This window comes from Variovorax sp. 278MFTsu5.1 (genome assembly GCF_048305045.1).
Classification (GTDB): domain Bacteria; phylum Pseudomonadota; class Gammaproteobacteria; order Burkholderiales; family Burkholderiaceae_C; genus Variovorax; species Variovorax guangxiensis.
On record NZ_CP157622.1, the window covers coordinates 6,204,372 to 6,228,535 of the forward strand.

Below are 24,164 nucleotides of genomic sequence, written 5' to 3' on the forward strand. Positions count from 1 at the left end.
CAAGAACCCAAGAACTCCAGGGAGATTCCATGTCTGTCGGCGCAGCGCAGCTTGCGCGTGTCCTTACCGCTTCCTCGTCCGCCATGCCTACGCTCGGCAATGCGCCGGCGCTGGAACCCATCGCCATCGCGGGCGACGAGGGCCTGAGCAGCCTGTTTCGCTACACGCTGACGCTGGCCACGCCCGAGCAGCAGGGCTACAACGAGCGGCAGGCGGCCAACGTCGCCATCAAGCAGCTTGTGGGCGAAATGCTGGCCGCGCACATCGTGCTCGACGGCCGCCCGGGCTCCGGGCCGCAGCAGCGCCACATTTCGGGCCTCGTCACACGCGTACGCTTCCTGCGGCTGGAGAACCGGCGCGCGCTCTACGAAGCCGTGATCGAGCCCTGGCTCACGCTTGCCACGCGCACGAGCGACTACCGCATCTTCCAGAACCAGAACGTGCTGGACATCGTCAGGACGGTGCTCGGCAAGTACAGCCTGCCCTTCGAGGTCCGGGCAACGCGCAGCTATCCGCCGCGCGAGTTCCAGGTGCAGTACGGCGAGAGCGACCACGACTTCATCGCCCGGCTGCTGCACGAATGGGGCCTGTACTACTACTTCGAGCACGAGGAGAGCAGCCACAAGCTGGTCATCGTGGACGAGATGGCCTCGCACCAGCCCTTCGCCCACGAGGGCTACCAGAGCATCCCCTTCCACCCTGCGGACGCGACCGTGCGCGAGGAGCACTGCGACCGCTTCAACGCCTGCGAGGAGCTGCAAAGCGGCCGCTGGGTGACGGACGACTTCGACTTCACGCGCCCCAAGGCCGAGCTGCAGCAGATCAGCGCCATGCCGCGCAAGACCGCGCAGAACACCTGGGAGCGCTATGGCTGGCCGGGCGACTACGTCGTCGAGTCCGAAGGCGAGCAGCTGGTGCGCACGCGCATGGAGGAGACCGGCAGCCAGGGCGAGCTCGCCAGCGGCTCGGGCAACCTGCGTGCCGTGGTGCCGGGCTGCCTCATGACGCTGGAGCGGCATCCGCAGAACGAATCGAACCGGCAGTACCTGGTCACGCATGCCCATCTGCAGCTGCAGGACGTGGGCGACGCGAGTTCGCAGCAGGAGTTCGAGTGCCGCGTCGACTTCGACGTGATCCCCGCGAGCAAGGTGTTCCGCCCGCCGGCACCGTCCGTACCCCGGCCGCGCACCACGGGTCCGCAGACCGCCATCGTCACCGGCCCCGCGGGCCGCGAGATCTGGACCGACGAGTACGGCCGCGTGAAGCTCAGCTTCCACTGGAACCGCTACTGCACGAAGGACGAGAACAGCTCGTGCTGGGTGCGCGTGTCATCGCCCTGGGCTGGCACCAACTTCGGCGGCATCCAGATCCCGCGCATCGGGCAGGAGGTGATCGTCGACTTCGAGAACGGCGACCCCGACCGGCCCATCGTCACCGGCCGCGTCTACAACGCCGACAACATGCCGCCGTGGACCCTGCCCGACAACGCCACGCAGAGCGGCCTTCTCACGCGCAGCTCCGAGGGCGGCAGCGAGGCAAACGCCAACGCCTTGCGCTTCGAGGACAGGAAGGGTGCCGAGCAGGTGTGGCTGCACGCCGAGCGCAACCAGGACATCGAGGTCGAGCACGACGAGACCCATTCCGTGGGGCGCGACCGCAGCAAGAAGGTGGGCCGCAACCAGATGGCCACCATCGGCATGGCCTACATGCACAACGTGGGGCTGGCCAAGATGGTGAACATCGGCCTGGCCTACTCCTTCAACGTCGGCATGCTGCGCAACACCGTGGTCGGCATGATGGACAACACCATGGTCGGCAAGACGCAGACCACCAAGGTCGGCGAGAAGTACCTGCTGTCCGTGGGCGGCGACAAGGGCAGCCACATCGAGATGGACGGCAAGACCATCTCGCTGCGCGTGGGCGCCTCGGTGCTGCAGCTCAAGGCCGACGGCTCCATCGCGGTCACGGGCAAGAAAATCAACATCACCGCGCAGGGCGACGACGTGACCGTCAACGGCGAGCACATCTGGCTCAACCCGAAGGGCGGTGGCGCGGCGCTGCAGCCGAACGCGGTGCCCACCCCGCCGCCGGCCGAGCCTCCGGGCAGCCCGCTCGCGAGCCTGGGCGCGCTGATGGGCGGCAACCCGGCCGACCTGCTGGGCAAGGCGGGGCAGCTCGCGTCGATCGCGCAGCAGGTGGCCGGAGGCGCTGGCGGTGGCGGTGGAACGGCAGGCCAGGTGACGCAGGTGCTGGGCACCGTCTCCGCGGCCGTTTCTGCCGGCATCGGGAAGATGGCTGCAGACAAGGACGACAGCCATGGCTGAGCCCGCGTCGCCGATTCCCGAGCCACGCCTCGCGCAATTGCGCAACGCGACGCCCTTTCCTCACTTCCAGTTCGACAAGATGGGCAAGGGCCGGCGCTTCCACGACGTGGTGGTGGTGTGCGCGAGCTTCGTTCTCGCGCCCGGGCGCCTGGAGCCGGCAGCGTTCCACCGCGGACCGGTCTTCGCCGACGAGCCGTGGGACGCCGACCATGCCACGCTGTCGAGCCTGCGCGCCGCCACCGACGTGCTGCTGCGCAAGCCCGGTGCCGACGTCTACGTGACGGGCACCGCGCACGCCCTCGGCTGGACGCCGTCGAGCGAGTGGCATGCGCAGCTGCTGGTGCGCCGGCAGGAGGAAACGCTGCTGCACAAGGCGCTGCGCCTGACGGGCCCGCGGCACTGGAGCTGGCACGAGGACACCGCACAGCGCGGCCTGTCCGATCCGCAACCCACGCTCGCCGTGCCTCTGCGCTATGAACTCGCCTACGGCGGATGGGGCTTCGACCAGGGAGACGATGAAGCAGCTCAGCCTCGCACGCACGCAGCCAATCCCTGCGGCACCGGATGGTTCGGCAGCGCAGCCCGCGAAGACCACCCCGGAGCGCGCCATGCCGCCGGGCTGCCGTTCTTCGGACCGCAGATCGAATACGCCGGCGCACCGCTGCAGCACGCCAACCAGGAGGACGCGCAGCCCGCCGGCTTCGGCCCCATCGCGCGCTTCTGGCAGCCGCGTTTGGCGCTGGCCGGCACCTACGACGACGCCTGGCTCCAGCGTCATGCCGGACAGCCGTACATGGACTACGCCGACGATTTCGACGAGCGCTTCTTCCAGTACGCGCCCGCCGACCAGGTCGTGGCCGGCGGCCTGCGAGGCGACGAGTCGGTGCGCATGAGCGGCTTCTTCGCCTCCGCGCCGCATATCGAGTTCCAGCTGCCGCAGCTGTGGATCGAGGCGCTGTGCAGGGACGGCGATGGCACGGAGCGCAGCGAAGCAATGCGGCTCGACACGGTGCACGTCGACCTCGACGAGATGCTCGTGCATCTGACCTGGCGGCTCACGCTGGACCAGGCGCTCGATACGGTAGCGGTCGACCTCTTCCACCGGCAGCTTGCCGAAGTCATCGCAACCGATGGCAATGCCCGCCAGGAAGAGGTGTCGGCATGAGCACCGAAAAACACATCGCCGACGCCGAGTCGGGCTTCATGGTGGTCAACGTCGTGCCCGACTTCTGCATCGTCGGCAAGCAGGTCGTTCCCTTCGATATCGTGTCGATCCTCCCTCCGGAGAAGGCCGCCTACTCGCACACAGTGTTCGCGCGCAGCGAAAAGGTGCTCATGGTCGACAGCATCGTCAAGGGCGTGGCAGGCAATGCGGGCAGTGGCGTGCGCTCGGGCGTCTCGCTCGGCGCGGGCAACGTGAAGATCATCTCGGGCTCGCAGACGGTCTTCGTCGAAAGCCGTGCCGTTGCCCGCCATGGCGATCTTTGCGAGATGAACGGATCGGCCTGATGAGTTCGACCCCCGACGACAAGAAGACGCTGGGACAGGTGCTGTCCACCTCCTCTTCGTCTTCGTCCCCCTTTTCGACCCCGGCCTTCAACAGCAACGGCACCCTCGGCAGGGTGCTGACCTTCGAGGTGCCCAAGGGGCCGATGCTGCGGCGCCGACCCGGCATCTGCAGTGAACGGTATGAACGGGAGAAGGCGGAGTTCGAGAAAATCCCATGGTACGAGCGGATGTTCATCGGCAACGGCCGCGACGCGCGCCTGGAACCGACCGACGCATTGCAATCGGCCAAGACCTTCCAGCGGGCATGCGAACAGATGCCCGACGAGATCCCGAAGGCGGCGCTGGACGACAAGCTCCAGCAGCTGAACGACCACTACAGCGGCAAGAATCCGCTGCCGCCGGAACAAGCCCTCGAGCTCAGGAGAAGGACTTCCTTCCTCCAGGACGTCTACACGCCGGGGCCTCGCTGGGAGAACAACATCTCCGGCGCCGAAAGCGCCTGGCTGAGCGAGCAGAACCTGCGCTTCGGCAATTCGCTGGGCATCGCACTGCTGGGCCCGCTATTCGGGGCACCCGGTGCGGCCACGCGTGTGCTGGGCGGCTCGGAGCAGCAGGTCGCCGCGGCCAATCAGTTCGGGGCCAGTGCGTTCGAATCTGCGGCCGCCGTCACCGTGCTTGGTGGGAAACCTGCTGCCGAGCCCCTGCCCCGGCCTGGGGGCACCGCGAAGAATGCGCCCCTGGAACCAGTGAGCAGGCCGGTGGAGGGCAAGCCGTCTTCGTCACGGCCGTCCACCGGACAAGCGAAGGAAACAGCTCCGGCGGACGGTGTCGTCGTCACTCAGAAAGCCCCCTTGCGAGCCGAGTACGAAGCCAAGGTCCGTTCCCTGAAGGACAAGGAGGCGGAAATGCGAAACGCCGGCAAGAGCGAAGAGGAAATCGCAAGACAGCTGCATGCCGACAGGCGCGCGCTGGGCGTCCAGTACAAGGACCTCACCCCCAAGGAAATGCTGGACAAGATCTACGAGAGAAATCTGACCAAGTACGGCGACAAACTGGGCCCCACCATCGACTGGCTGCAGCAACGGGGGAAATCATGGAGTCAGATAATTGAATCCGCCACACGAACTGGCGGGAAGGACCTGGGACTTTGATGACCATGAATGAAGGCACCGCCTTTACCGCCATCCTCGGCGACGAATACGACGAGCAGCTGCGCGAGAAGCTTGCGAAGGCCCTGCGGGAGATGGGGGCCGTTCTCGACGGCCACGACTGGTCCGTTGCCGGTTCGCAGGAGATAGACAGCTATTCGGTGACCATCGCCGACCAGCATCTCCTGGTCGAAGCCGAAACCTTCGTCGGCCTGTCGATTTCAGGCTCCAGGGAACTGGTCGACGAGGTCATGGCCCATCTGGCCAAGGCTTGAGAAAGACCTGGGCGACCGCAACGGCGGGGCTGCGGGCGCCCGAAACTCAAGCGCCCCGATACGGATCCGGATACACCAGCGGCCCCAGCACCCCGCGATTGAACGGCTTCCACTGCCCCTCCGGCTGCGCCAGCCGGTCCGCCACCGCATAGAGCACCGCCGGGTGCGCGCCCAGTCCAAGGTGGCTGGCGATGACTTCGATGTTCTCCGACTGCGGGCCGGTCTTCTCGATGCTGCAGCGCCATGCGACGACGCCGTCGGTGCGGCTGAAGATCGAGGTGGTGGGCACGGGCGGCGTGGGCTGCACGAACTTCATGCGGCGCGGGTCGTGCGAGCTCTGGCCGCTCACGCCTTCGTACACGCGCCATGCGTTGGTGGCGCGCGGGCTGCCCGAGAAGGGGCTGCCCAGGGTGATGACGTCGCGGATCATGTGCGAGTACGACGAGGCCAGCATGCGTGCGTACACGCCGCCGAGGCTCCAGCCGATGATGCTGACCTTCTGGCCGCTGTCGTCGTGCAGCTTCTTCAGCAGTTCGACCATGCCCTGCTCCACGCCTTCGCGCGGGCCGAAGTTGCGCCCCTGGCCCCAGCCGTGGGCGTCGTAGCCGCGGCTGCAGAGGTAGCGGCGCAGCAGCAGCGTGGAGCCGTCGCCGGCCACCAGGCCCGGCAGCACCAGCACCGGGTGCCCGTCGCCGCGCGGCGTGAGCTGCAGCAGCGGCCACATGGCGATGCCCGCACCGGTCTCCCACAGCGCGCGGCCCTCGGCCAGCAGCAGCAGGCGCGACGGCGGGGTGAGGTCTTCCTTGGCGTAGGTGGCGGTAGCGCTGGTCATGATGGATGGCTCCTTTGTGGTTCTTTTATCTGCTTCAGAACGAAGGTGAGGCCGGCAAAGCGAATGCCCCGTCGGACGGCAGCGACATTTATCCGAGGTATTTGGCCCTCAGGTAATCGAGGTAAGCCCTCGATTCGCCGGAAACATACGGGGAAACCAGCGTGAGCGTGTAGAAGGCCGCAAGGCCCGGGTCGGCCTGCGCCAGCGCCTCGCGCCCCGGCACCAGCCGCTCGAACGAGAGCCAGCAGGTGGTGGTGAACACCATCTGCAGCGCCAGGATGCGGGCCTGCTCGGCACTGGTCTCGATGACGCCCGAGGCCACGAGGCTCTCGCACAGCGTCTGCGCGGCCAGCAGGTTCTGCGCGGTGAGGGCCTGCGCGCGCTGGCCCAGGGCCGGGTACTCGCTGGCCAGGAAGGCCATGTCGCGGTAGATGAAGCGGTATTCGTCGATGGCCTCGAAGCGCAGGTGCAGCGCGAGCCAGAGGTCGTCGATGGCCGCGATGGAGCCCGACGAGCCGTTCAGGGCCTCCAGCCGCTGCTCGAAGCGCCGGAACAGCCATTCGACGATGAGCTGCTTGGCCTTGAAGTGGTAGTGCAGGTTGCCCGGGCTGATGCCCAACTCGGCCGCGATCTTGTGGGTCGACACGGCCGCGAGGCCTTGCGCATTGAAGAGCGCCAGGCTGGCCTGCAGGATGCGGTCGCGCGTGGTGTTGGAGCTGGCCACAGGCGGCTTGCTGCGTTGCCTGCCGTTCAGCGCTTGCCGCGCCCGCGGGATGTGCCTGCGCCTGCGCCCGCGCCCGTGCCGGCTTCGAGCTGCGCCACGCGCTCGCGCAGCCTGGCCACTTCGTCGCGCAGGGCCTGAACCTCGGCCGCGTCGGGCATGCCCAGGCGTTGCATGGCGGTGGCGACGCGCTGGTCGAACACGTCCTCGAACTTGCGGATGCCGAAGCTGTCGAGGCCAAGGCTGGGGACCTTGCCCTGCCCGATGCCGAGCAGGCCTTCGATCACGTTGGCCTGGCGCTTGGCGACGTCGTTGCGCACGTTGTCCAGCGCCTTGAGGCCGGCGCGCAGCAGGCCCTCGGCCTTGCTGCCCGTCTGCTCCGCCGCCTTCTTCGCGGCGGGGGCCTTCTTCTTCGCAGCCGGCGCCTTCCTGGCCGCCTTCGCGGGCGCCGCCCTCTTCTTCAACCTTGCAGTTTCGTCGGGACGGGTGGCCATTCGGTGCTCCAGATGCCGGAAGAAAAATGAAAAGGGGCGCCATGCGCCCCAGGATCAGGCCGCCTTGCGGGCAGCAGCGCGGCGAACCGGCTTCTTGGCGGCGGCGGCCTTGGCCTTCACCGTGCGGACCGGCCTGGCGGCTTCTTCGGCGCCGTTCACGCGGGCTTCGATCTGCTTGGTGCCGGCGGCGATGCGGTCGGCGATCTGCACCGAGACGGTGGCCAGCGGCTGGTTCAGCGCGCCGAGGGCATTGATCACCGAGGTGGCGACCGGCGATTCGACGCGGGCCACGCGGCCGGCGACGGCTTCGATGCCGCTGGTGGTGCCGGCGGCGACGCGGTCCATCACCGAGACGATGCGGCCGGTGTCGATATCCACGCGGTTGGCCAGGAAGCCGTTGATCTTCTCCTGCGCGCCGATCAGGTTGGCCTTGACCTGCTCGCTCACCAGCGGGAGCTGGCGGCTGCCGAGGAATTCGCTGTAGCGCGAAGCGGCGCCGCCCAGCAGGCGGTGCACGCCGGCGCGATAGGCGCCGACCAGGGTCTTGCCCGCGTCGTTGTACTGGCCGACGACGTGGACGGCAGCGGAGGCGATGGAGGTTTGCGTGGACATGATGAAGATTTCCTTGAAGTTGATGGGCTTCGCGAAGGAAACAGAGGGACTGGATCAGTCGCGATGGGCCTATCTTCTTCCAGGGGGCCTAGGCCTGGAAAACTAGAACAGTCGGAAAACTAGTCCAACTGCCCCAATTTTCTTTCCGGGCCTGCCCCTTGTGCCGGTCAGGCCGCGGCGGCCCTGGGCGCGGAGCCCGAAGAACGCTTGGCCGGGGCGGCCTTTCGGGCCAGAGCCTTGGGCGCGGCCTTCTTGGCAGGGGCCTTGGCCGGTGGCTTGGCGGCCGCCTTGGCAGCCGCTTTCGCAGGTGCCTTCTTCGCCGCGACCTTGACCGGGGCCCTCTTGCGAGCGGCTGGCTTCTTCTTTGCGGCGGCAACGGGCATGGCTTCGGCCTCGTCGTCCGAGGGCTCCGCCACCGTCTTCGGCGGCACCGGCGCGGGAGCGGCGCCGGCTGCGGCCGGGTGCTTCTGCGTGAGCTCCATCAGCAGCTTGTGCTCGGCCAGCATGTAGTCGCCGATCTCCGTGATGTCGGGCACGGCGCGGCGGCAGGCGATGAGGCCGTAGTCCATGCGGCCGTTGTAGCTCTGCACCGTCACGTTGAGTGCCGTGCCGTGGCTGGCGATGGACACCGGGTAGTAGCAGGTGACCAGCGCGCCCGCGAAGTACATCGGGAAGGGCGCGCCCGCCACGTTGGAGATGGCGACGTTGGCCGCCGGCGGCAGCAGGTTGACGATGCCCGAGCGCCCCACCATCGACGCGATGCCCGACACCAGCCAGGGCGCGGCGAAGGTCGGAAAGTCGTCGAGGATCACCGCCTTGAAGCGGTTCATGGTCGACTTGGAGCTGGTCGACGAGGCGTTGATGGCCTTCAGCCGCTGGATCGGGTCGGTGATGTCGCTGGCCAGGCTCACCAGGATCATGCTGGCCTGGTTGTTCGCCGTGTCGTCGCCCGCCTCGCGCAGGCTCACCGGCACGCCGGCCACCAGGGGCTTGGCCGGCAGCTCGTTGTTGTCGGCCAGGTAGTGGCGCAGCGCGCCCGACACGGTGGCCAGCACCACGTCGTTGAGCGACACGCCGAAGTGCTTGGCGATGTACTTGGTCTCGGCCAGCGAGATGGTGCGCCCGGCGAAGGTGCGCTGGTTGGTGATCGACACGTTGAGCGAGGTGCGCGGCGCGAAGAGGTTGAACTTCTTCGGCGCGGCGGCCGCATCCTTCTCGGCCGCCTTCTCGTCGGGCCTGGCAAGTCCGCTGATGGCGCGCGCGATGGCCGGCGCCATCTTGAAGAGCTTCACGTACTGCTGCGCGGTGTTGCGCAGCGCCGCGGTAGCGAGTTCGGCCATGCCCAGCTGGTAGTTGTTGCCGCGCGGGCGCGAGCGCGGCGGCTTCACCACCCGGCCCGTGGCCTCGAGGTCGAAGATGGCCTTGCCCACTTCCACGCCGGCCTGCCCGTCGATGCCCGCGTGGTGCACCTTGGTGTAGAGCGCCACCTGGCCGCTCTTGAGGCCGTCGATGATGTAGAACTCCCACATCGGGCGGCTGCGGTCGATGAGCGACGAATGCAGCCGCGCCACGTACTGCTGCAACTGCCGGTTGGTTCCGGGCTTGGGCAGCGTGATGTGGCGCACGTGGTAGTCGAGGTCGATGTCGTTGTCTTCCACCCAGACCGGATTGGTCATGTCGAAGGGCATCAGCGCGAGCTTGCGCGTGAACACGTCGGCCAGGTGGATGCGGCTGGCCATGAACTTCTTGGCGTCCTCGTAGAAGTCGCCCGTGTAGCCCTTGGGCAGGTCGAGCACGTTGAGCGAACCCACGTGCATCGGCATTTCCGGCGTTTCCAGGTGCAGGAAGGTGGCATCAAGACCGCTCAGGTGTTTCATGTGTAGTGTCTCCTTGGTGGGGCATGAGCCGCTTGGCAGGATACCGTGCGCATCGCGTTCCCGGGCCCTCCCTTATTCAGTGTTTCCACCGAGGGCAGGCACCGGCGCGACAGGGGTTTGCCCCAGTAATTCCAAAGTACGGATACTGAAAAAGGCACCGCAACAACTGCTCACAAGACGCGGTGTCTTTCACGGCGCCTCCGTACACTGGGGCCATGACATCCAGCCTCCCCCCGCAGCAGCATCAGCAACAGGACGAAGACGAGAACCTCTGGCTAGAGGACATCGATGGCGAGAAGCAACTGGCCTGGGCGCGTGCCCAGAACGCCATCACGGTTCAGGCCTACGCGCAGTCGCCCGCGTTCGAGGCGCTCCAGCAGGGCATCCTCGAGGTGCTCGACTCCGACGAGCGCATTCCGATGGTCCGCAAGATCGGCCCGCGCTTCTTCTACAACTTCTGGCGCGACAAGGAAAATCCGAAGGGCATCTGGCGCCGCACCACGCTCGACGAGTACCGCAAGCCCCGGCCCGAATGGGAGACCGTGCTCGACATCGACGCGCTGGCAGCGGCCGACGGCGAGAACTGGGTCTGGCACGGCGCCGACTGCCTGGAGCCCGAGTACAGGCGCTGCCTGATCTCGCTGTCGCGCGGCGGCGCCGACGCCGACGTGGTGCGCGAGTTCGACCTGGAGGCCAAGCAGTTCGTCGAAGGCGGCTTCTCGCTTCCGGAGGCCAAGAACCACGTCGGCTGGAAAGACATCGACCACCTCTACGTGGCCACCGACTTCGGCCCCGGCTCGATGACCAGCTCCAGCTACCCGCGCATCGTGAAGGAGTGGCGGCGCGGCACGCCGCTCGAAGGCGCGGTGACGGTGTACGAAGGCCTGCACGAGGACATGTCCGTCAGCGCCTGGCGCGACAACACGCCCGGCTTCGAGCGCGACTTCGTCTCTCGCCAGATGGACTTCTACGAAAGCGAGACCTGGCTGCGCGGCACCGACGGCAAGCTGGTGAAGATCGACGTGCCCGACGATTCCAACACCGACATCACGCGCGAGTGGATGCTCGTCGAGCCGCGAGAAGACTGGACCGTGGGCGGCGCCACCTACAGGTCGGGCTCGCTGCTGGCCGCGAAGTTCGACGACTACATGGCCGGACGGCGCGAGCTCACGGTGCTGTTCGAGCCCGACGACACCACCGCGCTCGACGACTATTCGTGGACGCGCAACCATCTGCTCCTCAACGTGATGCACGATGTGGTGAACCAGCTCGAGGTGCTCACGCCGCCCGCGGACGGCAAGGGCCCGTGGAAGCGCGAGAGCCTGGGCGGCGCGCCTGAACTCTCGACCATCGCTGCGGGCGGCATCGACGAGGACGAGAACGACGACTACTTCCTCACAGTGAGCGGCTTCCTGCAGCCGACCACGCTCTACATCGGCACCATCCGGCAGGGAGAGCCGCAGGTGATCAAGGACAGCCCCTCCTTCTTCGACGCCTCGCGCCATCGCGTAAGCCAGCACTTCGCCACCTCGAAGGACGGCACGCGCGTGCCCTACTTCGAGATCGCGCCGAAGGACCTGAAGGCCGACGGCACCAACCCCACGCTGCAGTACGCCTACGGCGGCTTCGAGATTCCGCTGCAGCCCGCCTACAGCGGCAGCATCGGCCGCGCATGGCTGGACCAGGGCGGCGTGTACGTCGTCACCAACATCCGCGGCGGAGGCGAGTACGGCCCGCGCTGGCACCAGGCCGCGCTGCAGGAGAACCGGCTGCGCACCTGCGAGGACTTCGCGGCCGTCTCCGAAGACCTCATCGCCCGCGGGATCACCTCGCCCGCGCACCTGGGCGCCATGGGCGGCAGCAACGGCGGCCTGCTGATGGGCAACATGCTCACGCTGTACCCGCACCTGTACGGCGCCATCGTGAGCGAGGTGGCGCTGCTGGACATGCGCCGCTACACGCAGCTGTCGGCGGGCGCCTCATGGATCGCGGAGTACGGCGACCCCGACCAGCCCGAGGAGTGGGAGTTCATCCGCACCTTCTCGCCCTACGAGAACGCGAAGCCGGGGCTGGCCTGTCCGCCCGCGCTCTTCACCACGTCCACGCGCGACGACCGCGTGGGCCCGGTGCATGCGCGCAAGATGCACGCGAGGATGAAGGCGCTGGGCTACGACAGCAGCTTCTACGAGAACCTGGAAGGCGGGCATAGCGCGGCCACGGACAACAAGGAGTCCGCCTTCATGGACGCGCTGGGCTACGCATACCTGTGGCGACACCTGAGGAATTGAAATGAGCAATGCCAACGTCACCCTCGAACTGATCGGCGCGCCCACCGACGTAGGCGCCAGCGTGCGCGGAGCGGGCATGGGCCCCGACGCGCTGCGCGTGGCGGGCCTGCCCGAGGCGCTCGCGCGGCAGGGCTATGCGGTCGTCGACCGCGGCAACCTCGCGGGGCCGGCCACGCCCTGGACGCAGCCGCCGAGCGGGCTGCGGCATCTCGACGAGGTGATCGCCTGGAACCGCTCGGTCTACCAGGCCATCGACACGGCGCTGGGCGCCGGCCACGTGCCGCTGATGATGGGCGGCGACCACTGCCTGGCCATCGGCTCGATCAGCGCGGTGGCATGGCATGCGCGCAAGCGCGGCAAGAAGCTGCGTGTGCTGTGGCTCGATGCGCACTCCGACGTCAACACCGAGGCCACCAGCCCCAGCGGCAACCTGCACGGCATGCCGGTGTCATGCCTGCTGGGCCATGGGCCGGCGGTGCTCACGGGCTGGAGCGGCGAGCGCGCGGCGCTGCAGCACGACGCGATCCGCTTCATCGGCATCCGCAGCGTGGACGGCGACGAGAAGGAAGCCATCCGGACGCTGGGCCTGAACGTGTTCGACATGCGCCACATCGACGAGCACGGCATGCGCACCACCATGACCGAGGCGCTGCAGGACGTCGACGAGGACACCCACCTGCACGTGAGCTTCGACCTCGACTGCCTCGACCCCGCCGATGCGCCCGGCGTGGGCACCGGCGTGCGTGGCGGGCCCACCTACCGCGAGATGCAGCTGTGCATGGAGATGATCGCCGACACCGGTCGGCTAGGCTCCCTCGACGTGGTGGAGCTGAACCCCGCGCTCGACGTGCGCAACCAGACGGCCGAGGTGGCCGTGGAGCTCATCGAGAGCCTGTTCGGCAAGTCGACGCTGGTGAGGTAGAAAAGCTCAGGGCCGCTCGACCTGCGCCGCCTTGGCGCGCGTGGTGTAGCCCTGGTAGGCCGGCAGCGCGACGGCAGCGAGGATGCCCAGCACCGTGATCACCGGCAACAGCCATGCGCCGATCAGCACGCCGATGCCGTTGGGCGGCGGCGGCGCGCCGAAGCGGTTGCGGCCCTTGGTGCCCGACTTGAAGACCCAGATCAGGGCGACGAACGGAATCAGCGCCAGCAACAGCATCCAGCCCGACCAGTCCATGTCGTGCGAGCGCTGGATGCCGGTCAGCACATAGAAGACCAGGTACGGAATCGCCAGCAGGAAGGTCAGCCCGCCGATCACGCCCTCGGAGCGCGCGAGGCCGGTGAAGCCGAGGATGCCGCCCATCACCGCGGCAGCGATGATGAAGATGATGTACGAAAAAAGCGTGTACGCCAGGAAGCGTGCCCGGCCGATGCGGCCCTTGGCGGACCACAGCTTCACGGGCTGCACGGCATCGGAGCCGCCCTCGTACACGTCGGCCACCGTGGAGCGGGGCGCGGCGTACGGATTGGGATTGGTGAAATCGGTCGTCATGTGCTTCTCTCTCCTCTGATTTATGAAGAACCCATTGTGGGCAAAGACCTTTACAAAAGGCCAGCCCTTTTGACCGCGTGGTAACGATTCACCAGCGCCACCGCAAGGTCGGCCGGCTCCACGTCGACCGACAGCGGGTCGTTGCCCACCACGCGCGCGAAGGCGTCGCGGCGCGACTGCTCGAACAGGTGCGCCGCCGCCACGTCGACCGCGTCGCGCGCATGCACCAGCGGCTGACTGGCGATGCGGCCGAGCACGCGCTCGCGCAGGCTCGCGACCAGCACGAGATGCTTGCGGCGCAGCAGCTTGATGGCGGGGCGCAGTTCGGCCGCGTCCTCGTCGCGGAAGTTGGTCAGCACGATGACCAGCGCGCGCCGCTTCTGCACGCGCAGCAGCTCCTGCGCGGCCAGCAGGTAGTCGGAATGGGTGGCGCCGGGCTGGATGTCGTGCAGCCGGTTCATCAGCGCGTTGAGCGTGGCGCTGCCCTTGCGCGGGGCGAAGTCGCGGCGCTCTTCGGGCGGGCAGCCGAAAGTCATGGCACCGACTTCGTCGCCCTCCTTCAGCGCGACGTAGCTCAGCAGCATCAGGGCGTTGAGGGCTTCGTCGAAGTGGCTGTTGCTGCCGGCCTGCTGCGCCGGCGCGCCTTCGTCGGCGCGCATGCGACGGCCGCAGTCGAGCAGGAACAGCACGCACTGGTCGCGGTCGTCCTGGAACTCGCGCACGATGGGCCGGCGCTGGCGCTGCGTGGCCTTCCAGTCGATGTGGCGCAGCGAGTCGCCGGTCTTGTAGTCGGCCAGCTGCCGGAAGTCGGTGCCCAGCCCGCGCTGCGCATAGGTCTTGATGCCGATCTGCGCGAGCCGCCGGTCGCCCGAGAGCCAGGCATAGCGCGCGAGCGCGGCGAAGTTCGGGTACACGCGCAGCCGGCGCGGCTCGCCGAGCGTCCGCCGCACTTCGAAGCAGCCGAGGCGGGTGCGCCAGCGCAGCTGGGTGGCGCCGAACTGCGCCACGCCGCGCTGCGTGGCGGTGGCCGTGTAGCGGATCGCGACGCGCGAGAGCGCCGGCACCACGTGCTCCTGCGGCAGGCCCTCGAAGGCGAAGTGCGTGTCGAGCTCGTCGAACACCGACACCCGCCAGGCCTGCGCGCCTTCGTTCACCAGCGTGAGGGTGAGCACCGTGGGCACGCCCAGCGAGAACGCGCCCGGCAGGTTGCGCTCGATGCGCAGCGGCGCGGCGCGCCAAAGCCGCAGGCTCTGCCAGAGATCGGCGCCCGCCAGCACGAAGCCGAGCGCCAGCAGCACGCCCGCCACGACGGCGACGTAGTCCACCGGCACGCCCAGCAGCAGCGCCACCGTGGCGGCGACACCGAGGCCGGCCAGCGCCAGCACGGGCGCGCGCGCGGGGATCGGAATGGCAGCTCGCATCCGCGCTGGGCTTACAGCCTTGGAGCTTCCACGCTGTCTCGCGCGGCACGCAGCAGCGTGTCGACGCTCAGGCCTTCAAGCTGCGCATCGGGCGAGATCATCACGCGGTGCCGCAGCGCCGGCAGCGCCTGGCGCGCCACGTCGTCGGGCGTGATGAAGTCGCGCCCGGCCATCAGCGCGGCGGCGCGGGCGGCGCGCACCAGCGCCATGGTGCCGCGCGGGCCGGCACCCGACGAAAGCCCCGGCCAGTCGCGCGTGGCGCGCGCGATGCGCACCGCGTAGTCGATCACACGCTCGTCGGTCTGCACCAGGCAGGCCAGCCGCTGCAGCTCGAGCACCTGCGCCTCGTCGAGACAGGGGCGCACGGCTTCCAGCGGAAACTGGTTGCCCGCGCGCTGCCGCGTGGTGAGCTGCACGATGGCGTTCTCCTCGCTGTGGCTCGGAAAGCCGATGTCGATCTTCAGCAGGAAGCGGTCGAGCTGCGCTTCCGGCAGCGGATAGGTGCCCTCGGTGTCGATCGGGTTCTGCGTGGCCATCACCATGAAAGGGCGCGGCAGCGCCATGGCCTTGCCTTCGAGCGTGACCTGGTACTCCTGCATGACTTCGAGCAATGCGCTCTGGGTCTTGGCCGGGGCGCGGTTGATTTCGTCGGCCAGCAGCAGGTTGGTGAACACCGGGCCCTGGTGCACGCGCAGGGTGCCGAGGCTGCCGTCGCCGCGCGATGCGATGTCGAGCACCGCGTGGCCGGTGACGTCGGAGGGCATCAGGTCGGGCGTGAACTGCACGCGCGAGTAGCGCAGCGTCATGGCCTGCGCGAGCGCCCGTGCGAGCAGGGTCTTGCCCAGCCCCGGCACGCCCTCGATCAGCACGTGGCCCGAGGCCACCAGCGCCACCAGCGTCTGGTCGACCGCCTCGAGCTGGCCGACCACGGCCTGGCCGACCTCGGCGCGCAGCGTCTGCAGCCACTGGGCCGCACGCGTCAGTTCTTCGGGTTGGATGGCTTGCATGGGCGTCTCTCGGTTCAGGATGAGGATGAGGAGGAGGAAGAAGAAGGTGATGAAGAAGAAGTCCGCGGCGTGAACGGCCCGTTCGCGTCGAGCCGGCGGCGCGCGGTCTCGAGCACTTCCAGCTCGATCGCCATCGCGCCGGCGTGGCGGGTGCGGGCCCCGTCCATCGCGCGCAACAGCATCGCCGGCTCCAGCCCCGTTGCCTGCGCGATGGCGGCTGCTCGCGCCGCCGCATCGCGAAACGCGTAGCCGCGCAGCTGCCGGCGAGCCGATTCGTCGAGCGCGCGCAGCTGCGCAACGTGCAGCGCGCCCGGGCCGTGCGCATGCAGGAAACCGGCGGTGCCGCGCACCTGCTCGGCCATGGAGCGCCGGTGCGTGCCGGCCGAAGGCGCCAGCGGCCCGAAGCGCACGGCCGCGCGCCAGAGCGCGGCGAGCAGCGCCAGCAGCCCCACGACCATTGCCACCCAGCCCTTCTGCCAGAGCCACAGCATGAAGGGCTCACGCGCCTCCTCGGCGACGAACCAGATCTCGGCACCGCCGCGCGCCTGCACCGCCGCGGCGGCGAACAGCGCGTTGTCGCCGCGCAGCAGGCTGTCGTTGTGCCAGAGGCCCCAGGGCATCACGGTGACGGTGCCGCGCCCGACGCCGACGCGGATCGCCTCGGTGCCGCGCGGTCCGGTCGCGGTCCACAGCGCGGGCGGCTGCCTGTCGGCGGGCCGGTAGCGCGAGGGCGACCACCATGTGCAGAGCCGGTAGCTGCGTCCGCCGGCGAAGCTCGCGGGAACCGTTGCGGGCTCGTTCACCGTGTGGCAGTCCGCGTCCCTGGCGGACGGGTCGGGAATGCGCGGGATGCCCGATTTCCGCCTCTTCTTCGGCTCGGGCGTTTCCTTCTCGTTCTTTTCTTCCGATGCAGGCGGCTTCTCGCGCACCAGCGGCAGCCAGTCTTCGAGCTGGTCGCCGCCGACCAGGTAGCCCGGCATCACGAGGTGCCCGCCCTGCTCGACCCACTGGCGCAGGCGCTGCCCGCGCTCGGGAAACATGTCCCAGTGGCTGGAGCCGAGCACCAGCCGCGCCCGCGCGGGCGGCATGGCGTCGAGGCTGTCGCGCTTGACCACCTTCATGCCGAGCTCGCGCAGCATCGCCTGCGCACCGTAGAAGCGGTTCGTCCTGGCCTCTCCGCTCGCGGGCGTCGACACCTCGGTGTCGGCCCATTCGGTGGCGGAGACCAGCCAGAAGCCGGCCAGCGCCAGCACGAGCACCGTGAGGATGCGGGCCACCCATGCGTTCATGCGGCCGCGCCCTTCATCAGGCTGTCGTCCAGCTCGGCAGCGGCCGCCTTGGCGGACAGGTGCAGGTCGAACTCGCCGCAGATCGCCAGCACCTGCGCGGTGGACGGCAGCCGGCCGCCGTACGCCGCCAGTTGCCACGCCTCGATCAGCCGCACGAAGAAAGCCTGCGCGTCCGGCGACAGCCGGGTCGAGGCCAGCACCACGCACTCGCCCTCGGTGCTCGCGGCGCGCACCGGCACCGCATGCGCATGCACCAGCCGCGACAGCGCGCCGCGGTACAGCAGCGACAGCGCGGGCCGGTGCTGGCCACGCTGCCAGAGGCCGGCGGCGGCATTGCCGATGTCCTCGGGCAGGCTCTCGGGCCGGATGTCGAGGCTGCCCACGTGGCTGGGCAGCGGCGCCTTGCCGGGCCGCGTGCCGCCGGCGCGCACCCTGATCCATCGATGAAGGCGAACCGCCAGCCAGGCCAGCGCCAATGCGGCCAACCCCCAGATCAGCCAGCGCGCGCCCTCGGCCACGGCCCGCACGAAGTCGCGCAGCCAGTCGAGGCTGTCGGTCTTCTTCTCTGGCTCTTCCTCTTCCTCGTCGCGCTCCTTGAAGCGCAGCTTCTTCTCGGTCCTGGTGCCGGGCATGTTCGGGTCGGCGCGGACCTTGTCGGCGGCGGCCTGCACCTGCTCGCGCGTCAGCACCGTCTCGGCCGCGGTGGAGGTCGCCGGCAGCATCAGGCTGGCAGCCCACACGGCCAGCACCGCTGCCGCAACGCGAAGCCCGCGGATATCAACGGAATCCACGACGGAACTCCTGTTCGATGTCCCACGCTTCCAGCTCGACCCGGCGGTTCAGGTACATCGCGAACCCGGCCGCCACGTAGAACGGCTCCAGCACGCCGACGACCAGCGCATACGCGCCTGCCGTCAGCAGGCTCTGCACCGTCGAGTCCGACTGCGTGAGCCAGTTGAAGAGATCGCGCGAGCTGCCTTCGGGCGCGAACCAGAACAGCAGCGACAGCAGGCAGATGTCGAGCGCCATCTCGACGTTGGCGAACACCAGCTGCATGCCGGTGGCCGAACCGCGCCGTCCGCTCAGCAGCTGCGCGCGCCGCTTGCGCCGTGCGCTTCCGCGCTGGCCCTCGAGTTGCTCGATGGCCTGGGTGAACGAGCGCCAGGGCGAGAAGCGCCGCCACAGCAGCGTGCGCAGCAGCTGGCCGCCCCACACTGCCCGGCGGTTGGCCCAGAGGTCGGACCAGCGCGTCTCCTGCCCGAACACGGCGCGCGAATGCACGAAGAGCAGGCTGCGGTCGAGCCAGGGCTTGAGCCAGAAGATCAGCAGGCTGGGCAGCCAGCCGGCGATCTCGACCGTGCCAAGGGCCAGCAGCACCATGACGATGTGCACCGGCAGGAAGGTGCGCCACACCGAGCGCGCGTGGCTGCGCACCAGTTGCGCGCCGAGATCGGCGGCCTCGGCCATGGGTCGCGGCCGCAGCGCGATGGCGAGGCCGTCAACCCGCATGTTCGTCCCCTGTCTTCGCGGCGGCGCTCGGCCGGCCTTGCCAGCCCAGGTAGGCCAGCACCAGCACCCAGCAGGCTCCGCCCACGCCGTACTTCACGGCCGGCGCGATCCATCGCGCCGACGACCAGAAGGCTTCGACCGCGGCGGCGATCAGCAGCAGCCCGATCACCCCGTAGACGATCACCACCGCGTGGCGCGCCGCCAGCCGCAGCGCCTCGAGCCGCGTGTGCCGTCCGGGCGCCACCCACGAATAGCCGAGCCGCAGGCCCGCCGCGCCCGCCAGCACGATGGCGGTGAGCTCGAAGGCCGAGTGCGTGACGACGAAGGAAAGGAAGTTCTGGGCATGCCCCGCCGCGATGAGGTAGCCGCCCACGGCCCCGATCTGCACGCCGTTGAACACCACCACCGCCGCGCTGCCCACGCCGGCGAAGATGCCCGCCGCGAAGCAGCGGAACCCGATGCCGATGTTGTTCATGATGTAGTAGCCGAACATCTGCCAGTCGTCGTCCGCGCTGCGCGTGCGGCCCAGCGACTCGGCGCTGTCGCCGTACATGGAGTCGAACTCCTGCACCGAGCTGGCGTCGAGCAGGTGCAGGATGAAGCCCGGGTCGCGCCAGGCGGCCCAGCCCGCCATCAGCAGCGGCAGCATGAACATCAGCGCCGACACCAGCAGGTAGATGCGGTGCGCGCGCACCGCCTCGGGAAAGTCGACCAGCGCGAGCCGCCCGAAGCGGGCGAGGCCGTAGTCGTGGCGGCGGTAGATCAGCCGGTGCGCGCTCTGCGTGAGGCCCTCCAGGCGCTGCGTGAGATGGATCGGATAGGCGCGCGCCTGCGCCAGCGCGAGGTGCTCGCACACGCGGCGGTACAGCGTGGCGAGCCGGGCGCCGTCGAACTTGCGCTTGGTCTCGGCCGTGCGGATGACGGCTTCGAGCTCGGCCCACAGGGGTGCGTAGGCGGCCTCGAAATCGAGCGGGGTCATCGCACCGCCCTTCCCTGCGCATCGGCACCGGAGCGCCGACCCAGCACCCACTGCGCCACGCCTAGCAGGCGCTGCGAGGCCGAGGCGCCGGTGGTGTCGGGCCCGAGCACCGGTTCCGCGACGCGGGCAAGCTCGTCGAAGCGCTCGGGCGTGAGGCGGGTGGCGCGCCCGGCCCACGAGACGATGGCCATCTGCTCGCGCGCCGACAGCGGCCGCGCGGGCGCCTGCGGTTCGGCCGGGGGCACGCTGCCGTGCAGGCTCACCTGGTCGCTGAACACCACCAGCGTGCCGGCGGCCAGGTCGCCCAGGCGCTTGCTGTCGTGGCGCCACAGCATCGACACGATGCCCGCACCGTAGAACGAAGGCACGAAGTCGGCCGCGCGCAGCAGGTTGCGCGTGAGCGCGGCGGCGGGCGTGACGGGCAGGCCCGAGTCCATCACCACGCGCAGGCCCATCACGCGCTTGCCGGGCGTGGCGGCCGCGCGCGTCAGCTCGAAGACCACAGGGTAGAACCACTCCAGGCAGAAGTAGGCGATCAGCAGGATGCCGAAGCCCATCTTGCCCAGCATGCCGACGCCGATGGAGATCGCGACGAAGATGCCGAGCCGGATCGCGAAGTCGATGAGGTAGGCCAGCCCGCGCGCGACCAGCCCGGCCGGGCGCAGCGAGAGCGCGATGCCTTCAGGGGTCTCGGCGGTGTAGAGCGTGTCGAGGCGCACTGGCGTCGCGCCCGGCTCAGGCTTGCAGCACGACGGTGTCGGCGATCTGGTCGTGCAGGCAGCGGCGCGACGCGCGGAAGATGAAGAGGCAGTCGATCAGCACGTAGATCGGCCCGAGCAGCGGCCAGATGCTGGTGAAGAACATCGGCCCGTCGCGCAGCGCGAGGATGCGGCCGATCTGCGCCTGCGAGCCGTCGGGCCGCGCGATGCGGATCTTGAAGAGCGCCTTGCCGATGGTCTGGCCGCGGGTGGCCAGCAGATAGCCGTGCAGCACGAGATAGAGGACGACGCCGGAGGCCGCGCTGGAGATGCGGGGCTCCCACATGCCGAGGCCGTCGTCTTCCCAGAGATTGATGGGCGTGAACTTCGCGAGGAGCCAGATCGCCACGATGGAGATGCCCGCGTCGAGCATCGCGGCGAGAAAACGCGTGCCGCGCGATGCGAGCTCGCCTGACTGGCCCCCGCCCGGCTGCACCACGTCTTCCACATGGGATTGCGGAGGCGCGTAGCGCGCGTCCTGCGACTGGTCTTCCATGCCCGTCCCTCTCCGAAACGAATGAATTTTCGGAAGATTCTAGGGCGGTTCGATGCCCGCTCCGGCCGGCCGGCTAAGCAGGCGGGCGCGCGGCGAGCGTGGTTTGCAGGCGCCGCAGGTCGTCGAGCAGCAGGTTCAGCGGCGCCGCCAGCAGCGCGTTCGAGGCGCCTTCGCCCGACGAAGCCTGTGCTGCGCAGCGGGCCAGTTCGTCCAGGTCGGACGGCGCGGGCTTGCCTTCGAGCGCGTCGGCCATGCCCGCAATGGCCGCGCCGGCCGCCTGCGCGGCTTCGGCCCGCGTGCCGGGCGCCAGGCGGAACACGCGGTCGAGCACCGTGGCGTCCTGGAAGATGCGCGCCGCCAGCCGGGCCTTGTCGCGATAGCTGCCGCTCGTGCCGCCCCGGCGCCACCATCGCGCTTCGAGGTCGGCGCTGCCGGCGAGCGCCCCCAGGCGGACCAGCGCGGCGCGCGTACCTGCCTGGATGCGCTCGATCTCCCCGGCATCGGTGGGACGGCGCGAGGCGGACATGCGCCTAGCGATGCCGCGCAGCAGCGCCGCGCAGCCCTCGTCGAAACGCGCGCCCGCGTGGTACTCCGACATCACCGTCGAGACCACCAGTGCCACGCCCACGCCGATGCCGATCTGCACCATGCGCAGCAGCGCCACCTGCAGCGGCGAATGGCCGGGAATGCCGCCGGCAGACAGGATGATGAGCGCCGCCACCGGCGCGCTGCGCATGCCCGGCACCGAGGCGCTGGCGAAAGCGAGCAGTACGACGAGGGCCAGCGTGGTCGCGATCGGCTGTGCGCCGTGATGCTGCAGCCAGACGCCCGCCATGCCGACCAGCGCGCCAGCCGCGGTGCCGCGCACGCGGTCCCAGCCGGCGTCGAGCGTGGAACCGGCGCTCGGGCGCATGACGATCAGCACGCTCATCACGGCCCAGAAGCTCTCGGGCAGATGCAGCGCGGTAGCGACGCACCATGCGATGGCCACCGCCGCGGCGAGCTGCACGCCGGGACGCCAGCGGCCGTTGCGCCAGGGGTCGGCGAGGCGTTGCAGCGCGCGCGTGCCGTTCATGGCCCGGGAGGCTTCGCGCCGCCGTCGAGCGCGGCCGAAATGCCGTCGATCAGCCCGCAGGCTTCGAGCAGCAGGGCGCGCTGGCCTTCATCGAGCGTGGCTCCGATCGCCTCGGCCAGCGCCGCCTCGCGCGTGCGCATGATCGCCTTCAGCCGTCGCATGCCCTCGGGGGTGAGCGACAGCAGCCACTGGCGCCCGTCGGCCGGATGCGGCGCGCGGCCGATCCAGCCCTCGGCTTCCAGCTCGGCCAGCAGCCGGGTCAGCGACTGGAGCTTGACGCGCTCGAACCCCGCCAGCGCGGTGGGCGTGCACGGCCCGTGCCGGTGGAGCTGGCCCAGCACGCTGAGCTTGGCCACGCTCGGCCCCTCCGGCGTGGCACTGCCGCCGCGAAGCTGGCGGGAGAGCAACGACACCGAGGAGCGAAGACGCGAGGCGCATTGCGCCGTATCTGGGACGGTGGAAGCCATGCCCGGATTGTAAGACGCGTCTTGGTATCCAGGCCTTTCGGCGTCAGCCCCGATTGGGCGATGAAGTCACAGGGTAGGTGACGGCCGGCGCCGGCTCGGAGGCCGGAGCGATGGCGGGCGCAGGCATGGGCACCGGGGCCGGCGATGCGACCGGCGTTTCCTCGGGCTTGGTCGCGGCCTCGTCCTCGGCTTCTGCCTCCGGGCCTTCCAGGAAGCGGTCGAGCAGCGCGAAGAAGCGGTCGTAGAAGCGCTCGTCGGTCAGCGTCTCGCTCGCCACTTTCACCATCGCGTCGTCGCTGCCCGAGAACGGCAGCGAGAGCGAGCCGATAGCGCCCACGCCGAGGCTCGCCGAGTTGTTCACCTTCTTGAGCCCGTAGCGGTCCTGCAGCGCGGTGGCGAAGGCCACGGTGCTCCTGCTCGTCTTGCCGCCGCGGGTGCTCTCGCGCGCGCAGACCACGCGGAACTCGACTTCCACATGCACCTCAGCTGCAGGCTGGAAGCTCTTGCGCCCGGTCACGAGGTCGGAGTTGGCGGCCGTGATCATGTAGCCCTGGCTCAACAGCGCACGGCGCGCGGCCTCGCAGGTCTGGGCCTCGGTGGCCTCGTAGTCGCGGGTGTGGGTGGTGGTGGAGCCGAAGGCCTCGGGTTCGTAGTTGACCCGGCGGGAGCTACTGCCGCAACCGGCGAGCACGAGAACGGCGCAGAGCAGGCCCAGGGCGAGAACCGGTTTACGGACCGGGGCACGGATGGCGAACAGGGAATTGGAGTGCATGGACGGCATGAAGCGGCGAATGCTAACCGGCGGCCTTGCCGGCAAGCCTTCGAGCGCGCCCGTGCAAGCGCGTTCCCGCCGCAATGCCGAAATTTTCAGGACCAGGGCAGCACGTGATGCGCGCGCACCCGCGTCGCCGCGATCAGCCGCGCGTTCGGCGCATCGGTGCTCTCCACCCAGGCGCGCGCTTCTTCGGCGCTGCGGCCGAACTGCTGGTGGCGGCGCACCAGCCGCGCCTCGCGCACCGCGTCGTCGATGTCCACGTACCAGACCTCGTCCAGCATCGCCGCCGCGCCGGCCCATGGGCCCACGTCGTGCAGCAGGTAGTTGCCTTCGGTGATGACGAGCTGCGTCGAAGGCAGCACCGCGATCGCGCCGGCGATCGGCTCCTCGATCTCGCGGCGGAACTCGGGCGCGTAGACGATGCCCCCGTCGGGCCGCTGCTCGCGCAGGCGCTGCAGCAGCGCGACGTAACCGGCGCTGTCAAAGGTGTCGGGAGCACCCTTGCGGCCGGCGCGTCCGAGCCGTTGCAGCTCGACGTTGGCCAGATGGAAGCCGTCCATGGGAACGACCTGGGCACGCTCCGCGCCCACCGCCTGCAGGAGCGCCGCCGCGAGCGTCGACTTGCCAGCGCCGGGCGCGCCGACGAGCCCCAGCAGCCGCCGCTGCCCGCTGGCCATCAGGGCCTGCAGGCGGGCGGCGCTTTCAGGGGGAAGTTCAGGAAGTGAGGGAAAGTTCTGCGCGGGAGGAGTGCTCATCCCCCTGAGCGTAGCTTCTCTGGGCGTCAAGAAATCATCAGCCAGCGGAAAGGCTCTCGAG

At 69.3% G+C, this 24,164-nt stretch carries 25 protein-coding genes; 7 read left to right on the plus strand and 18 right to left on the minus strand.

Features of this window, described 5'->3' with window-relative positions; all coding sequences use genetic code 11:
* Window positions 1–29 precede the first annotated feature (29 nt).
* The 5 genes from ABL844_RS28830 to ABL844_RS28850 are packed head-to-tail and all read left to right on the plus strand — an operon-like array spanning window position 30 to window position 5,256.
* Window positions 30–2,324: a type VI secretion system Vgr family protein gene (locus ABL844_RS28830; protein ID WP_418129779.1), complete on the plus strand. Its 2,295-nt coding sequence runs from the start codon at window positions 30–32 to the stop codon at window positions 2,322–2,324.
* Window positions 2,317–3,489, plus strand: a complete 1,173-nt coding sequence (locus ABL844_RS28835) for a DUF2169 family type VI secretion system accessory protein (protein ID WP_418129780.1) — start codon at window positions 2,317–2,319, stop codon at window positions 3,487–3,489. Before ABL844_RS28830 ends, ABL844_RS28835 begins: the two co-directional genes overlap by 8 nt.
* A complete protein-coding gene (locus ABL844_RS28840) occupies window positions 3,486–3,833 on the plus strand; it encodes a PAAR-like domain-containing protein (RefSeq protein WP_354325294.1) in 348 nt (115 codons plus the stop codon). Before ABL844_RS28835 ends, ABL844_RS28840 begins: the two co-directional genes overlap by 4 nt.
* Window positions 3,833–4,984 (plus strand): hypothetical protein, encoded by a 1,152-nt coding sequence (locus ABL844_RS28845; protein ID WP_418129781.1) that lies wholly within the window; start codon window positions 3,833–3,835, stop codon window positions 4,982–4,984. The genes ABL844_RS28840 and ABL844_RS28845 overlap by 1 nt, the downstream gene beginning before the upstream one ends.
* Before the next feature lie 5 nt (window positions 4,985–4,989).
* Complete coding sequence (locus tag ABL844_RS28850) at window positions 4,990–5,256, plus strand: hypothetical protein (protein ID WP_418129782.1); 267 nt, start codon at window positions 4,990–4,992, stop codon at window positions 5,254–5,256.
* 46 nt (window positions 5,257–5,302) lie between these two features.
* Here ABL844_RS28850 and ABL844_RS28855 read toward each other — a convergent pair whose 3' ends face one another.
* The 5 genes from ABL844_RS28855 to ABL844_RS28875 all read right to left on the minus strand — a co-directional run bounded on the left by ABL844_RS28855 (window position 5,303) and on the right by ABL844_RS28875 (window position 9,792).
* Window positions 5,303–6,088 (minus strand): esterase/lipase family protein, encoded by a 786-nt coding sequence (locus ABL844_RS28855; protein ID WP_418129783.1) that lies wholly within the window; start codon window positions 6,086–6,088, stop codon window positions 5,303–5,305.
* Window positions 6,089–6,176: 88 nt separating this feature from the next.
* Window positions 6,177–6,812 carry a TetR/AcrR family transcriptional regulator gene (locus ABL844_RS28860; protein WP_418129784.1) on the minus strand — a complete coding sequence of 212 codons (636 nt, stop codon included), beginning with the start codon at window positions 6,810–6,812 and terminating at the stop codon, window positions 6,177–6,179.
* A gap of 26 nt (window positions 6,813–6,838) precedes the next feature.
* Window positions 6,839–7,303 (minus strand): phasin family protein, encoded by a 465-nt coding sequence (locus ABL844_RS28865; RefSeq protein ID WP_418129785.1) that lies wholly within the window; start codon window positions 7,301–7,303, stop codon window positions 6,839–6,841.
* A gap of 54 nt (window positions 7,304–7,357) precedes the next feature.
* Window positions 7,358–7,915, minus strand: a complete 558-nt coding sequence (locus ABL844_RS28870; protein ID WP_418129786.1) for a hypothetical protein — start codon at window positions 7,913–7,915, stop codon at window positions 7,358–7,360.
* 167 nt (window positions 7,916–8,082) lie between these two features.
* Entirely contained in the window at window positions 8,083–9,792 is a 1,710-nt protein-coding gene (locus ABL844_RS28875) for a WS/DGAT/MGAT family O-acyltransferase (RefSeq protein WP_418129787.1), read from the minus strand.
* A gap of 215 nt (window positions 9,793–10,007) precedes the next feature.
* Between ABL844_RS28875 and ABL844_RS28880 the strand changes: the two genes are divergently transcribed.
* Together ABL844_RS28880 and rocF are read left to right on the plus strand one after the other, a co-directional pair.
* Window positions 10,008–12,080: a prolyl oligopeptidase family serine peptidase gene (locus ABL844_RS28880; RefSeq protein ID WP_418129788.1), complete on the plus strand. Its 2,073-nt coding sequence runs from the start codon at window positions 10,008–10,010 to the stop codon at window positions 12,078–12,080.
* A 1-nt stretch (window position 12,081) separates the two neighbouring features.
* The gene (gene rocF, locus ABL844_RS28885; RefSeq protein ID WP_184642065.1) at window positions 12,082–13,002 is read left to right on the plus strand and encodes an arginase; all 921 of its coding nucleotides are present in this window, start codon (window positions 12,082–12,084) and stop codon (window positions 13,000–13,002) included.
* Between the two features lie 6 nt (window positions 13,003–13,008).
* Here the strand turns inward: rocF and ABL844_RS28890 are convergent, their stop codons facing one another.
* The 13 genes from ABL844_RS28890 to ABL844_RS28950 all read right to left on the minus strand — a co-directional run bounded on the left by ABL844_RS28890 (window position 13,009) and on the right by ABL844_RS28950 (window position 24,103).
* Window positions 13,009–13,572, minus strand: coding sequence for a DUF805 domain-containing protein (locus ABL844_RS28890; RefSeq protein ID WP_418129789.1), 564 nt, complete (start codon window positions 13,570–13,572; stop codon window positions 13,009–13,011).
* Between the two features lie 50 nt (window positions 13,573–13,622).
* Window positions 13,623–14,993: a DUF58 domain-containing protein gene (locus ABL844_RS28895; protein ID WP_418129790.1), complete on the minus strand. Its 1,371-nt coding sequence runs from the start codon at window positions 14,991–14,993 to the stop codon at window positions 13,623–13,625.
* An 11-nt stretch (window positions 14,994–15,004) separates the two neighbouring features.
* A complete protein-coding gene (locus ABL844_RS28900; RefSeq protein ID WP_418129791.1) occupies window positions 15,005–16,000 on the minus strand; it encodes an AAA family ATPase in 996 nt (331 codons plus the stop codon).
* Window positions 16,001–16,014: 14 nt separating this feature from the next.
* Window positions 16,015–17,289 (minus strand): DUF4350 domain-containing protein, encoded by a 1,275-nt coding sequence (locus ABL844_RS28905; RefSeq protein ID WP_418129792.1) that lies wholly within the window; start codon window positions 17,287–17,289, stop codon window positions 16,015–16,017.
* The gene (locus ABL844_RS28910) at window positions 17,286–18,080 is read right to left on the minus strand and encodes a DUF4129 domain-containing protein (protein ID WP_418129793.1); all 795 of its coding nucleotides are present in this window, start codon (window positions 18,078–18,080) and stop codon (window positions 17,286–17,288) included. The genes ABL844_RS28905 and ABL844_RS28910 overlap by 4 nt, the downstream gene beginning before the upstream one ends.
* Entirely contained in the window at window positions 18,067–18,798 is a 732-nt protein-coding gene (locus ABL844_RS28915; protein ID WP_369660634.1) for a hypothetical protein, read from the minus strand. The genes ABL844_RS28910 and ABL844_RS28915 overlap by 14 nt, the downstream gene beginning before the upstream one ends.
* Complete coding sequence (locus ABL844_RS28920; RefSeq protein ID WP_418129794.1) at window positions 18,788–19,777, minus strand: stage II sporulation protein M; 990 nt, start codon at window positions 19,775–19,777, stop codon at window positions 18,788–18,790. Before ABL844_RS28920 ends, ABL844_RS28915 begins: the two co-directional genes overlap by 11 nt.
* Window positions 19,774–20,496, minus strand: coding sequence for an RDD family protein (locus ABL844_RS28925; RefSeq protein WP_126025793.1), 723 nt, complete (start codon window positions 20,494–20,496; stop codon window positions 19,774–19,776). Before ABL844_RS28925 ends, ABL844_RS28920 begins: the two co-directional genes overlap by 4 nt.
* 16 nt (window positions 20,497–20,512) lie before the next feature.
* Window positions 20,513–21,031 (minus strand): RDD family protein, encoded by a 519-nt coding sequence (locus tag ABL844_RS28930; protein WP_301507925.1) that lies wholly within the window; start codon window positions 21,029–21,031, stop codon window positions 20,513–20,515.
* Between the two features lie 73 nt (window positions 21,032–21,104).
* Complete coding sequence (locus ABL844_RS28935) at window positions 21,105–22,106, minus strand: FUSC family protein (protein ID WP_418129795.1); 1,002 nt, start codon at window positions 22,104–22,106, stop codon at window positions 21,105–21,107.
* Window positions 22,103–22,573 carry a MarR family winged helix-turn-helix transcriptional regulator gene (locus tag ABL844_RS28940; protein WP_418129796.1) on the minus strand — a complete coding sequence of 157 codons (471 nt, stop codon included), beginning with the start codon at window positions 22,571–22,573 and terminating at the stop codon, window positions 22,103–22,105. The genes ABL844_RS28935 and ABL844_RS28940 overlap by 4 nt, the downstream gene beginning before the upstream one ends.
* Before the next feature lie 43 nt (window positions 22,574–22,616).
* Window positions 22,617–23,345 carry a DUF2242 domain-containing protein gene (locus ABL844_RS28945; protein WP_418129797.1) on the minus strand — a complete coding sequence of 243 codons (729 nt, stop codon included), beginning with the start codon at window positions 23,343–23,345 and terminating at the stop codon, window positions 22,617–22,619.
* 95 nt (window positions 23,346–23,440) lie between these two features.
* On the minus strand, window positions 23,441–24,103 hold the full coding sequence (locus ABL844_RS28950) for a nucleoside/nucleotide kinase family protein (protein WP_418129798.1): 663 nt from the start codon (window positions 24,101–24,103) through the stop codon (window positions 23,441–23,443).
* Window positions 24,104–24,164 lie beyond the last annotated feature (61 nt).

What these genes read in the sequence shown, in the direction of transcription:
- ABL844_RS28905 (WP_418129792.1), bottom strand. Translation starts at nt 17,289, where the DNA reads ATGAACGCATGGGTGGCCCGCATCCTCACGGTGCTCGTGCTGGCGCTG.
- ABL844_RS28835 (WP_418129780.1), top strand. Translation starts at nt 2,317, where the DNA reads ATGGCTGAGCCCGCGTCGCCGATTCCCGAGCCACGCCTCGCGCAATTG.
- ABL844_RS28915 (WP_369660634.1), bottom strand. Translation starts at nt 18,798, where the DNA reads ATGCGGGTTGACGGCCTCGCCATCGCGCTGCGGCCGCGACCCATGGCC.
- ABL844_RS28840 (WP_354325294.1), top strand. Translation starts at nt 3,486, where the DNA reads ATGAGCACCGAAAAACACATCGCCGACGCCGAGTCGGGCTTCATGGTG.
- ABL844_RS28875 (WP_418129787.1), bottom strand. Translation starts at nt 9,792, where the DNA reads ATGAAACACCTGAGCGGTCTTGATGCCACCTTCCTGCACCTGGAAACG.
- ABL844_RS28890 (WP_418129789.1), bottom strand. Translation starts at nt 13,572, where the DNA reads ATGACGACCGATTTCACCAATCCCAATCCGTACGCCGCGCCCCGCTCC.
- ABL844_RS28865 (WP_418129785.1), bottom strand. Translation starts at nt 7,303, where the DNA reads ATGGCCACCCGTCCCGACGAAACTGCAAGGTTGAAGAAGAGGGCGGCG.
- ABL844_RS28855 (WP_418129783.1), bottom strand. Translation starts at nt 6,088, where the DNA reads ATGACCAGCGCTACCGCCACCTACGCCAAGGAAGACCTCACCCCGCCG.
- ABL844_RS28870 (WP_418129786.1), bottom strand. Translation starts at nt 7,915, where the DNA reads ATGTCCACGCAAACCTCCATCGCCTCCGCTGCCGTCCACGTCGTCGGC.
- ABL844_RS28900 (WP_418129791.1), bottom strand. Translation starts at nt 16,000, where the DNA reads ATGCAAGCCATCCAACCCGAAGAACTGACGCGTGCGGCCCAGTGGCTG.
- ABL844_RS28830 (WP_418129779.1), top strand. Translation starts at nt 30, where the DNA reads ATGTCTGTCGGCGCAGCGCAGCTTGCGCGTGTCCTTACCGCTTCCTCG.
- rocF (WP_184642065.1), top strand. Translation starts at nt 12,082, where the DNA reads ATGAGCAATGCCAACGTCACCCTCGAACTGATCGGCGCGCCCACCGAC.
- ABL844_RS28940 (WP_418129796.1), bottom strand. Translation starts at nt 22,573, where the DNA reads ATGGCTTCCACCGTCCCAGATACGGCGCAATGCGCCTCGCGTCTTCGC.
- ABL844_RS28880 (WP_418129788.1), top strand. Translation starts at nt 10,008, where the DNA reads ATGACATCCAGCCTCCCCCCGCAGCAGCATCAGCAACAGGACGAAGAC.
- ABL844_RS28850 (WP_418129782.1), top strand. Translation starts at nt 4,990, where the DNA reads ATGAATGAAGGCACCGCCTTTACCGCCATCCTCGGCGACGAATACGAC.
- ABL844_RS28945 (WP_418129797.1), bottom strand. Translation starts at nt 23,345, where the DNA reads ATGCACTCCAATTCCCTGTTCGCCATCCGTGCCCCGGTCCGTAAACCG.
- ABL844_RS28845 (WP_418129781.1), top strand. Translation starts at nt 3,833, where the DNA reads ATGAGTTCGACCCCCGACGACAAGAAGACGCTGGGACAGGTGCTGTCC.
- ABL844_RS28930 (WP_301507925.1), bottom strand. Translation starts at nt 21,031, where the DNA reads ATGGAAGACCAGTCGCAGGACGCGCGCTACGCGCCTCCGCAATCCCAT.
- ABL844_RS28950 (WP_418129798.1), bottom strand. Translation starts at nt 24,103, where the DNA reads ATGAGCACTCCTCCCGCGCAGAACTTTCCCTCACTTCCTGAACTTCCC.
- ABL844_RS28895 (WP_418129790.1), bottom strand. Translation starts at nt 14,993, where the DNA reads ATGCGAGCTGCCATTCCGATCCCCGCGCGCGCGCCCGTGCTGGCGCTG.
- ABL844_RS28920 (WP_418129794.1), bottom strand. Translation starts at nt 19,777, where the DNA reads ATGACCCCGCTCGATTTCGAGGCCGCCTACGCACCCCTGTGGGCCGAG.
- ABL844_RS28935 (WP_418129795.1), bottom strand. Translation starts at nt 22,106, where the DNA reads ATGAACGGCACGCGCGCGCTGCAACGCCTCGCCGACCCCTGGCGCAAC.